This is a genomic window from Agathobaculum sp., assembly GCF_050946325.1.
In the GTDB taxonomy this organism is placed as follows: Bacteria; Bacillota; Clostridia; order Oscillospirales; family Butyricicoccaceae; genus Agathobaculum.
This window is the reverse complement of sequence record NZ_JBMNUP010000059.1, coordinates 1-9,943: the sequence shown is the minus strand read 5'-3', so window position 1 is coordinate 9,943 and position 9,943 is coordinate 1. Positions and strand designations below refer to the sequence as shown.

Below are 9,943 nucleotides of genomic sequence, written 5' to 3'. Positions count from 1 at the left end.
GGCGACGAGAAGAACGTTGTTTGGGTTAAGGGCGATGCAGATGGTTCCAACTTCGAACTGGCTGCTATCTTCGTTGATGTAAACAACGATATCGAGAACGCTCTGGGCAACTAATTCACCCTGAATTGCATGAAAAACCCCTGCTGCAATGCAGCAGGGGTTTTCCCTTTTTATTCAGCGGAATGCGATATAGGAATATAGATCCCCTTTTACGTTGATTGCAACTTTGGTGCAATCGGAAAGCTGAAAACCATTTTTTGAAACAGAGATGAATGTGATTCCTGCACTGGATACCGGCGCACCCTCTACCGCCAGCCCGCCGCAGACGTAATTGTAATAAGTCAGGTATCCGCTGCGCAGCAGCAGCACCGCTTTGGGTGAAAAGCCCAGTTCAATTGTGCGGTTTACGGCGCCGTCTCCGGTATACGTGCCGAAGTAGCATTCGCACTTCTGCGCAACAGTTTCCGCAAGGGTTTCCCGCGCGGCGGTTTCCGCAGCGAGGGCCGTTTGCTCGGCTTTGCCGTCCAGTTCGGCCGCCAGCTCGTGAGAGAGCATCTCACGGTCGATCGTGTCCCCGAAGGTGTCCACCACGATGCCCTCTACGCGGGCAGATAGGCGTTCGCCCTCGTCGCAGACGGCGTTATGCGCACGGCGCAGCTCCTCCGGACTGCTGTCAAACCGCTGCGCGGGCCTGCCGCAGCGCGCGGCGACGACGACGGGCAGGCCGAGCCGCCACGCGGCGAGGGGGTCCGCCGAGAGGAGCCGCCCCTATCAGGGCATCAGGCCGTGCGGCGGAGCCGCCCCCTCATCCAGCATATCCTCTTTTGTGTCTCCGGCTGGCCGCGGCGGCCGCCCTGAGAGCCCGTCCAGCACATCCAGTGACAACATTACGGCGAGATAGTTCCACGCGCGCGCATCCATCGCTACATCCATGAGCACGACGAGCCGTCCGCAGTTGCCAAACGCCTCTATGTGCTCATCCACGAGCGCTGTCATGCCGGTTACGCTTTGGTGCTTATCCACAAGCTTATACACAATATCTTGTTCGTCCATCTTGCATACTCCTATATCTTGTGCTATTATTATACCGTAGTATCCGATATTGTAGGAGGTGAGACCATGCCGAGGCCAACCCATGACGTTTTGGAGGGCCGGAGAGCCTACCGCAATCTGGTGGCGCGGGCGAGCGCCGATGCGCGGCAGCGCAGCAGCCCGCCCGCCGACTTTGTGCGGCTTGACTTGCTGCTGTTGCGGGCTGATGCGGAGGCTTTGAGTGAGCTTTGCGTGGAGGTTAACCGTGAGGCCGATAGACGGTTGACAAGAGCCGAGTGCGGTAGGCACCTGCTCACGCGCGCCATCCGGCTTGCGGGCTACGCCCGAGCTACTCCGTAGCCACTTGGCTCGCTCCGCTCGCATTAGTGATGTTACACAATAAGTCCTGTTTATGGGACAGATAGATTATGCGCTTGCTCCAATCCCGCCGCAGCGATACTTGATGCTTGAGGGAGTGCAGCGCCCGAGGCATGGACAGCCCCCCAGCGGAGGGCCATAAGAGATACGATAAGGCACCCTGCTTTGCAGGGTGCCTTATCATCTCTTATGCTTGTGCCGTCGGTCGTTTGGCCGTCGGCTATGGGCGCGTGTAATCATCCACGGGCGCGCGGCCCGTCCCGTGTCATACAACGCGCATGCCCGCCCCCCTGATGGGGGCCCGCACTCCTCCGCCCGCTTGGTACACCGGCGCGGGTCATCCGGCTGACGGCAGGCAGCCACATACCCGCCGAGCACAATCTCTGCATGGGCTGTGCCAGACCTCACCGTTAGAGCGCGTCCGCCCGTCTGCTACCCGAGCCGGAGACACTCACGGCGGGCCGCCCACGGTAGCCACGGGCGGATTTTTATGTACTTCGACGGTTTTTTATACTAAATCGAACAAATGTTCGAAAAGGCGCGAGAACCTTTTTCTGATGGCAGGCGGAAAACCTTTTTTTGCGGAGAAAATATAGAAATAGCAAAAAAATCGCTAAAAAAGGCAGAAAAACAAAAAATGCATCTTTGAAAAAAACAGGGAAATAATGGATAATCCGATTTTTTGATAACGAGGCATTGGTAAAAATTTTTGATGAATTTTCAGTAAAAATGCCCGGAACATGCTCTTTTGCTTGTGCCATACCGCAAAATGCGGTATACTGAATTTATGGATGAATATAAAGACAGAGGGATCAAAATGAAGCTCAAAACCAAACTGGCTGTTCTGGTCTGCAAGGCCTCGGGCGCGGTGCTGCGCAGGCTGGGCCGCGGCGGTACAAACCTGCCGGGCAAGCTCGCGCTCAAGATAGATAAAAATATTCTGGGCGAACTGTCGCGCGGCGTGAAAGTGACGGTTGTGACCGGCACCAATGGCAAAACCACCACTTCCCGCATGATTGAAAAGGCGTTTGAGGATGCAGGCCTGCAATATTTTGCGAATAAATCGGGTGCCAATCTGCTGACCGGCATCATCGCGGTGTTTGCGCAGCATTGCACGATGGGCGGCAAGTGCCGCTATACCCATGCCCTGATCGAATGCGACGAAGCCGCTTTCCGCACGGCAAGCAAATTCCTGCCGGTGGAGTGCCTGGTTGTGAATAATATTTTCCGCGATCAGCTCGACCGCTTTGGCGAGATCACCCATACGCTGAACGCGATTCGAGAGGGCATTACCCACATTCCGGATGCGACGGTCTGTCTGAATGCCGATTGCTCGCTGACCGCCTCGCTGGCCGGCAGCATGCCCAATAAGGTGGTCTGGTTCGGCGTGAATGTGCCCATCTATGAAAACACGGCGCACGAGCTTTCCGACGCGCCTTACTGTATCCGCTGCAAAACGGAATATGTGTATGATTATATGACATATGGGCATCTGGGCGGCTTCCGCTGCCCCAAATGCGGGTATTGCCGCCGCGAGCCCGATGTGGCCGTTACCAAAGTTGCCGCGGTGGGCGCGGATTCGTCCGATGTGGTGCTGTCCGTATTTGGACGTGCGCATGAGGTTCACATCAATCTGCCGGGTGGATATAATATTTACAACGCGGTGGCGGCAGCGGCGGTGTCGCATGTCGTCGGCATTGATGAGGAGATTGCCGTGGGCGCGCTGGCGGCGTTTGAATGCGGCTTTGGCCGTGCCGAGCAGTTCAAGCTGGGGGCCTGCCAGGCGCGTATGATGCTGGTCAAGAATCCGGCCGGCTTCAATCAGGTCATCAACCTGATTGCGCATGACGACGGCGTATGCAAGCTGGCCTTTCTGCTGAACGACCGGTTTGCCGACGGTACGGACATCAGCTGGATCTGGGACGTTGATTTTGAGACGCTGGCGGCCCAGCAGGCGCGCTTTACCCGTGTGCTGGTATCCGGTGTGCGGGCGGACGATATGGCGCTTCGCCTGAAATATGCCGGATTTCCGCTGGACCGGCTGGAAATTGTGCGCGAATACAATGCGCTGCTGGACGCGGTAGGCGCGGACGATACGCCGGCCTTCCTGATGCCGACGTACACGGCCATGTTCGATTTGCGGAATGAAATTGGCCGCCGCACCAACGTAAAGGCGTTTTATGAATAAGGAGGCGGGAAAAATGAAACTGGAACTCAATATCTGCCACCTGTATCCGGATATTCTCAATCTGTACGGCGATCGGGGCAATATCATCGCCATGCGCCGCCGGCTGGAAAGCCGCGGCATCGGCGTAACAGTTGACGAATGCTCGATCGGTCAGCCGATTGATATTGACAAATATGATATCTTTTTCATCGGCGGCGGACAGGATTTTGAACAGGAAGTGCTGCTGCGCGATCTTGCCGGCGGCAAGGGGCGCGATATCCGCACAGCGGTTGAGGAGGATAAGGTCTTTCTTGCCATCTGCGGCGGTTATCAGATGCTCGGCCAGTATTACAAGACCTGGGACGGGACGCAGCTGGATTTTATCGGCGCGATTGACGTGCATACCATCGGCGCAAAAGAGCGCCTGATCGGCAACTATATGTTCCAAACCACGCCGGAGAGCGGCGGAACGATGGTGGTCGGCTTTGAAAACCATTCGGGCAAGACCTATTTGGGAGAGAGCGTCGCGCCGCTTGGCATGGTGGTCTCGGGCTTTGGCAACAACGGGGAGGACCAGACGGAAGGGGCGCGGTATAAGAACGTCTTTGCCACCTATTCGCACGGTTCGTTGCTGCCCAAAAACCCTGTGCTGTGCGATTTTATTCTGAAAACCGCGCTGGAACGAAAGTATGGCGCCGTTGAGCCGCTGGAAATTCTGGATGATACGCTGGAAAACAGCGCGCATGACTATATGCAGCGCCGGCTGAGCAAGGCGTGACGGAAAAATATAAATGGAAAAGAGGTGCGCCTGGCGCGCCTCTTTTTTGTTGCCGGCGGTGCAGCTGAAAATATTTGCTGAATATCCTGCCATGCTGTAAAGGAACACTTAGAGGAGATTTTCGTCTGTATAATATGTAAACAGAAGCATAGAGCGGTAAGGGAGGCGGTCTGCATGAAAAAGAAAGTCATAATCGCCGCCGTGGCCATAGTATGTGCTGTGGCCGCAGGCCTGTTTGTTTTCAGGGGGCAAAGGCCTTACAGGGATTTAAAGGCATCGCATGTCGTTTCGGCGGCGGTCCGTCTGAGCCCGCCGGATCAGACGATTCCCATAGCAGAGGCAGATATGGAAGAACTGGTTTCGTATCTAAATGAGGTCGTTATCTATAATGAAGATCAATCCTATACGGAATATGCCGGCCAGGCCGCTATTTTCACACTGCAAATGGCAGATGGGACCCGGGAAGAAATCGCAGCGTACAATCCGTTTGTTGTGATCAACGGAACGGGATACCGGACCAAATATGAACCGTGCGAAAAACTGAACCGCTATGCAAACAAGCTGCTGAACAGAGCGAAATAAGCAGCGCCATCCAACAGAGCAGGGCTTGCAGGCCTCCCGCAGCGAGAATTTGACCGCAGGGTTTAAACGGAATATGCAGGCAAAAGGCTCCTGCCCAGGACGGGCGGGAGCCTTTTGTCTCCCACGCAGTCAGGCGGTATGCCGCCGGACCTGACGATACTTCGGGCACACAAAGGGAAGCGGCGCTGCTCTTTGTGCAGACGGCGCCGGTCCGGCCGCGCATGAAATAGAAAGACAACATTTGACAGGAAAACAGAGGAATATGATAGAATATAGCATATCTTACCATTTGAAGGGGGTTTTCACATGGAAAATCTGCGTATTTATGAAGAAGACGGCTATATTCATTTTATGATGCGGCCGGAGGAGCTGATGCGTCTGCGGTATTCGGAAGAGGCAAAGATGCTGTTTTCCGATTTTATGGACGGCTGGCTGGATCAGATGAAAACGCAGGTGCGTGAAAATACGATGGACGGCTATCGCTATGCCTTTGAAAAACATATCCGTCCGTTTTTCTCCGCGCGCGGCACCACACTGGCCAGCGCACGGCCGATGGATTTTCAGGACTTTGTCAACCTGAAGTTTGAGCAGGGGCTTTCGCCCACTTCCATCGCAAAGTTTCACTCCATCATGCACAAATGCCTGAAATATGCGGTTGCGCTGCAAATTATTCCGCTCAATCCGTCGGACAATGTGATGCTGCCCAAACGCTATAAATTTCATGGACAGGTATATGACCGCACGCAGATCAACGTGTTTCTGGCCGCCGCGCTGCATTCTCCGGCCGAGGCCGCTTTTGTGCTGGCCGCAACGTACGGCCTGCGGCGCAGCGAAGTGGCCGGCCTGCGCTGGAGCGCGATTGACCTGCGCGCGCGCACCATGGTCATCAACCATACTGCGGTGCAGTCGGGCGGCAGGGTCATCTATGCGGACAGCGTCAAAACCAGATCCAGCCACCGCACGCTGCCGCTGTCCGATTCCCTGCGGCGGTATCTGAGCGATCTGCGCCGCCGTCAGAATGAAAACCGAAAAAAATACGGCAAGAAATACAGCAAGACCGACTATGTGTGCTGCCATGAGGACGGCTCGCCGCTGCGGCCGGACTATATCTCCCGCGAGTTTGAGCGGGTTTGCCGCAGGGCGGCGCTGCCGCGCATCCGCTTTCATGACCTGCGGCATTCCGTTGCCACAATTCTTTTGCAGCAGGGATTTTCGCTCAAGCAGATACAGGAATGGCTGGGGCACGCCGATATTTCGACAACCGTCAACGTATACGCGCATGTGCCGTATGTGGAAAAGGTGTCCATTGCAAAGGGAGCGACGCCCGTTATTCTGCTGCACTGAGGCGAGGCAACGGAAAGTTGCCGGATAGTTGATAGCGCGGCGGGCGTTTTTATGCTAAAATGAAGGCAAAAGGAGGCGGGGCGTATGACGCTGGCGGAAAGAATCCGTACATACCGGCAGCAGGCAGGCCTGTCGCAGGACAAGCTGGCCGAGCAGGTCGGCGTCAGCCGGCAGGCCGTTACCAAGTGGGAGGCGGGGCAGACGGCTCCAAGCACGGAAAACCTGTTCCGCCTGGCCGAAGCGCTGGGGGTAACGGTCGGCCGCCTGACGGGGCGGGAGGAGCCGGCCCTGCCGGCGGCGGAAACGGTTGCCGCGCTGTACCGGCAGGAGCGCGAGCGGGACAATGCGGCGCGCAGCAGGGCCTGCAAAAGCCGTCTGCGGGATGCGCTGCTGACGGCGGCGGCATATCTGGCGTTTTTTCTGCTGTGCAAGGCGCTGCTCTGCGATTTTGACGGACACAGCCTGCTCGGCTGGCTGACGGACTGGCATTCGGACAGCTATCTGTTCGGGTGGCTGCTCAGCAGCCGCCTGTATTGGGCGGCAATGGCGGTATCCGTACTGGCTGCGGCATTCGGACGGCGGCGGCTGGCCGCGGCGACCCTGCTGGCCGCGATGCTCGGCATTCCGCTGGGCGAAAAGTTCGGCGTGTACGAAGCGGGCATTCCTTATGGGCACGGCCACTACGGCTGGGCGATTTGGGGCGGTCTGCTGCTGGTTTCCATCATTGCCGGGCTGTTTTGGGAACGGCGGAAAAAATAAGCTGCCGGCACGGCAGCCTGCCGCAGCAGCACAAAAAATCCTCCGTATGTTTCATACGGAGGATTTGCTGTTTTTACAGCGGCGTTTCCGGCAGGGGAGACGTCCTTATTTTTCCCGAAACGCAAACAGGCGCTGGCCCAGATAATTGAAACCCGTAAACAGACACATGCCGACGAACATGGATACATTATCCCGCACGGCCTGCGCAGCCCCTGCCAGCAGATGCAGGCACAGCGGCTGGGCGATGCCGTAGGCCAGCAGATAGCACACGGCAATGTTGAGCGCGAACCGCACAGCCGGTCCGGCCCCGCGTTCGCGGTTCTGGAAGGTAAAGCGCTTGTTCAGGAAAAAACTCAGAATGCTGGTCAGAATATAGTTGGCGGCGGAGGAAATCCAGTAAGAACAGCCGGCCAGGTTATACAGGCCGAACATGATCGCCATGCCGACCAGCGTGTTGACCACACCGACCAGCAGAAATTTCAAAAGTTTGGCGTCAACCAAATGGGTCAGTCTGTTCATTTGACGCCTTTCTCCGTTTCACGCACCAGATAAACCGGCCGCTTTTTGGTTTCCAGATAGGTTTTGGCAAGGTACTGCCCAAGAATGCCCATGCAGAAGAGCTGGATGCCGCCAAGAAACAGAATGATGCACATCATGCTGGGCCAGCCGCCGACCGCCTCGCCGAACAGCAGCGTTTTGGCAACGATGACAACAATATAAAGGAAAGCGATCACGCACAGCAAAAAGCCCAGCACAGAGGCGATGGCGAGCGGCGCGGTGGAAAACGCGGCGATGCCCTCCAGCGAGTAGAGAAACAGCTTCCAGAAGGACCACTTGGTTTCTCCGGCGGCGCGCTCCACGTTAACATAGGGCACCCATTTGGTCCGAAAACCGACCCAGCCGAAAATTCCCTTGGAAAAGCGGTTGTACTCGCGCATGGACAGAATGGCGTCCACCACAGAGCGGCGCATCAGGCGGTAATCGCGCGCGCCGTCCACAATATCGGCGTCTGAGATGCGGTTGATGATTTTGTAAAACATCCGCGCAAAAAAGGAGCGGATGGGCGGCTCGCCTTCGCGCGTGGTGCGGCGGGTGGCCGCGCAGTCGTACCCCTCTTCTGTGACGGCTTTGTATAATTCGGGCAGCAGCGCGGGCGGGTCCTGCAAATCGGCGTCCATCAGCGCGACAAAATCGCCCGTGGCGGCTTCCAGACCGGCCAGCATACCGGCTTCCTTGCCGAAATTGCGCGAGAAAGAGACAAACCGAACCCGCGCATCCGCAGCGGCAAACTGCCGCAGCAGGGGCAGCGTATCGTCCCTGGAGCCATCGTCAATAAAGATAAATTCAAATTGCGCATAGTTCATTTCGCCGGCTACGCGGGTGATTTCACGATAGAACAGCGGCAGCGCGTCCTGCTCGTTGTAGCAGGGCACAACGACAGAGATTTTAGGCATGCTGTTCCTCCTTTCCGGCATTCAGGCGGGCAAGGCCGAACGCCGCGGCCGTGAACACATAGAGCTGCGGCAGATAGGCGTAGCGCGGCTGCACCTCAATCAGCAGCAGCGCGCAGAAGGCGGCGAAAAAGACAAAAAACGGAAGATATGCCGCGGCAGGCCGGTGTTTCCAGGCGTCTTTTGGCCCGATGAGGCCGAATGCGGCCAGACCCAGCGCAAGCAGAAACAGGCCGCGGTCAAATTCGCGGACGGAGCGATACGCATCCTGTATGGCAGCCAGCCCAAACGGCTGCCCCGGACACTGCTGCGTGTGTTCAAACACCCAGTGCAGCGCGTCCGCGTTCCAGAGAAAGCGCACCTTGTTCACGGCGTGCCGCGCCAGCCGGATGGGACCGGCTTGCAGCCGTTCGGCAATCAGCGCGCGCTGCACCGCCTCCGTTTCGGCGGTTACCTGATGGTTTTCGTCCAGCGTCGGATAAATTTTCTCCCAATCCTGCTGGGAATATCCGCCGCAGGTGTTGTAATTGAGACCGGTGACAAATTTCCAGCCGGGGTCTCCGTTTTGTACGCCGTAATCGTTCAGCCCGCTTTTGCGCACGGCGGCGTCCGCCGCGGCATGCCCGGCAAAATATACCGCCAGCAGCGCCAGCATGCCGGCCAGCAGGCGCTTGACCGTTTGCGGCCGGCGCAGCCCCTCAAACACGGCCCATGCCAGCACGGCAGCCAGCAGGATGATGCCTTCGCTGCGCAGCAGGTTGCCGCATTGCAGCGCCAGTCCGGCAAGCGGGAAACGCCAGAAGCCCAGCCGCGCGCAGTCCTCGCAGACAAGCACCCACAGACCGAGCGCCAGAAAGAACGCCGAAGGAATCTGATTGGACAGCACGGTGTGCAGCGTCAGCGCAAAGGGGAACAGCGTCAGCAGCAGGGCGGCGGCCTGCGCGGCGCGCTCGTCCACCCACTGCCGCACCATGCGGTAGAGCAGGCAGACCGTGCCGGCGGCCAGCAAAGCGTTCAGCAGTTCCAGGCACATCGGGTCGTTCCACAGCCGCAGCCAAAAGGCCTGCCAGGCGACGAATACGCTCTGATAGGCCCAGAGCGAAAAATAAACGGTGTTCTGGAAGGAAAGATCGCCGGCGTTCAGGCCTTGCGCGGCTTCAAACATCAGCCGGAAATCGCTTTCAATCGGCGGGTGCAGCACCAGCGCGATGAAAACGCGCAGCGCAAAGCCGCCAAGCAGCAAAAGAAGCGTAAAACGCGGGAGCGGTCGGCGGCGGACAAGCAGCCAAACGCCTATCCCTGCAAGCAGCGCAAGCGCATAGCCGTCCAAACCCAGCACAGCGGCTGCCGCACAGACAAAACAAACGCAAAAAAGGGTACGAAACCCATGAAAAACCCTATCCATCAGTGATCCCGCCTTTCTGACCCATGGATAGTCTGTGAAAACATGAG

At 57.5% G+C, this 9,943-nt stretch carries 11 protein-coding genes; 6 read left to right on the top strand and 5 right to left on the bottom strand.

What is annotated here, in order from left to right:
* Positions 1 to 174: 174 nt before the first annotated feature.
* Positions 175 to 591, bottom strand: coding sequence for a hypothetical protein (locus tag ACOYIE_RS06245; RefSeq protein ID WP_433411467.1), 417 nt, complete (start codon positions 589 to 591; stop codon positions 175 to 177).
* A gap of 180 nt (positions 592 to 771) precedes the next feature.
* Positions 772 to 1,053 carry a hypothetical protein gene (locus ACOYIE_RS06240; protein ID WP_433411464.1) on the bottom strand — a complete coding sequence of 94 codons (282 nt, stop codon included), beginning with the start codon at positions 1,051 to 1,053 and terminating at the stop codon, positions 772 to 774.
* A 66-nt stretch (positions 1,054 to 1,119) separates the two neighbouring features.
* Between ACOYIE_RS06240 and ACOYIE_RS06235 the strand changes: the two genes are divergently transcribed.
* The 6 genes from ACOYIE_RS06235 to ACOYIE_RS06210 all read left to right on the top strand — a co-directional run bounded on the left by ACOYIE_RS06235 (position 1,120) and on the right by ACOYIE_RS06210 (position 7,040).
* Positions 1,120 to 1,392 carry a hypothetical protein gene (locus tag ACOYIE_RS06235; RefSeq protein ID WP_433411462.1) on the top strand — a complete coding sequence of 91 codons (273 nt, stop codon included), beginning with the start codon at positions 1,120 to 1,122 and terminating at the stop codon, positions 1,390 to 1,392.
* Between the two features lie 805 nt (positions 1,393 to 2,197).
* Positions 2,198 to 3,598, top strand: coding sequence for a MurT ligase domain-containing protein (locus ACOYIE_RS06230; protein WP_433411460.1), 1,401 nt, complete (start codon positions 2,198 to 2,200; stop codon positions 3,596 to 3,598).
* Positions 3,599 to 3,611: 13 nt separating this feature from the next.
* Complete coding sequence (locus ACOYIE_RS06225; protein WP_433411458.1) at positions 3,612 to 4,355, top strand: type 1 glutamine amidotransferase; 744 nt, start codon at positions 3,612 to 3,614, stop codon at positions 4,353 to 4,355.
* Between the two features lie 174 nt (positions 4,356 to 4,529).
* Positions 4,530 to 4,937, top strand: a complete 408-nt coding sequence (locus ACOYIE_RS06220) for a hypothetical protein (protein WP_433411456.1) — start codon at positions 4,530 to 4,532, stop codon at positions 4,935 to 4,937.
* 306 nt (positions 4,938 to 5,243) lie between these two features.
* On the top strand, positions 5,244 to 6,281 hold the full coding sequence (locus tag ACOYIE_RS06215) for a tyrosine-type recombinase/integrase (protein WP_433411454.1): 1,038 nt from the start codon (positions 5,244 to 5,246) through the stop codon (positions 6,279 to 6,281).
* An 84-nt stretch (positions 6,282 to 6,365) separates the two neighbouring features.
* The gene (locus ACOYIE_RS06210) at positions 6,366 to 7,040 is read left to right on the top strand and encodes a helix-turn-helix domain-containing protein (RefSeq protein ID WP_433411452.1); all 675 of its coding nucleotides are present in this window, start codon (positions 6,366 to 6,368) and stop codon (positions 7,038 to 7,040) included.
* Positions 7,041 to 7,145: 105 nt separating this feature from the next.
* Here the strand turns inward: ACOYIE_RS06210 and ACOYIE_RS06205 are convergent, their stop codons facing one another.
* From ACOYIE_RS06205 to ACOYIE_RS06195, 3 genes are read right to left on the bottom strand one after another with little or no spacing between them, the layout of a single operon-like run.
* On the bottom strand, positions 7,146 to 7,559 hold the full coding sequence (locus tag ACOYIE_RS06205; protein WP_433411450.1) for a GtrA family protein: 414 nt from the start codon (positions 7,557 to 7,559) through the stop codon (positions 7,146 to 7,148).
* The gene (locus ACOYIE_RS06200) at positions 7,556 to 8,494 is read right to left on the bottom strand and encodes a glycosyltransferase family 2 protein (RefSeq protein ID WP_433411448.1); all 939 of its coding nucleotides are present in this window, start codon (positions 8,492 to 8,494) and stop codon (positions 7,556 to 7,558) included. Before ACOYIE_RS06200 ends, ACOYIE_RS06205 begins: the two co-directional genes overlap by 4 nt.
* The gene (locus ACOYIE_RS06195; protein ID WP_433411446.1) at positions 8,487 to 9,830 is read right to left on the bottom strand and encodes a glycosyltransferase family 39 protein; all 1,344 of its coding nucleotides are present in this window, start codon (positions 9,828 to 9,830) and stop codon (positions 8,487 to 8,489) included. Before ACOYIE_RS06195 ends, ACOYIE_RS06200 begins: the two co-directional genes overlap by 8 nt.
* Positions 9,831 to 9,943 lie beyond the last annotated feature (113 nt).

Bases quoted from the DNA above. Each gene is read 5' to 3' on its own strand.
- ACOYIE_RS06205 (WP_433411450.1), bottom strand. From the start codon at position 7,559: ATGAACAGACTGACCCATTTGGTTGACGCCAAACTTTTGAAATTTCTG.
- ACOYIE_RS06215 (WP_433411454.1), top strand. From the start codon at position 5,244: ATGGAAAATCTGCGTATTTATGAAGAAGACGGCTATATTCATTTTATG.
- ACOYIE_RS06220 (WP_433411456.1), top strand. From the start codon at position 4,530: ATGAAAAAGAAAGTCATAATCGCCGCCGTGGCCATAGTATGTGCTGTG.
- ACOYIE_RS06210 (WP_433411452.1), top strand. From the start codon at position 6,366: ATGACGCTGGCGGAAAGAATCCGTACATACCGGCAGCAGGCAGGCCTG.
- ACOYIE_RS06235 (WP_433411462.1), top strand. From the start codon at position 1,120: ATGCCGAGGCCAACCCATGACGTTTTGGAGGGCCGGAGAGCCTACCGC.
- ACOYIE_RS06225 (WP_433411458.1), top strand. From the start codon at position 3,612: ATGAAACTGGAACTCAATATCTGCCACCTGTATCCGGATATTCTCAAT.
- ACOYIE_RS06200 (WP_433411448.1), bottom strand. From the start codon at position 8,494: ATGCCTAAAATCTCTGTCGTTGTGCCCTGCTACAACGAGCAGGACGCG.
- ACOYIE_RS06230 (WP_433411460.1), top strand. From the start codon at position 2,198: ATGGATGAATATAAAGACAGAGGGATCAAAATGAAGCTCAAAACCAAA.
- ACOYIE_RS06240 (WP_433411464.1), bottom strand. From the start codon at position 1,053: ATGGACGAACAAGATATTGTGTATAAGCTTGTGGATAAGCACCAAAGC.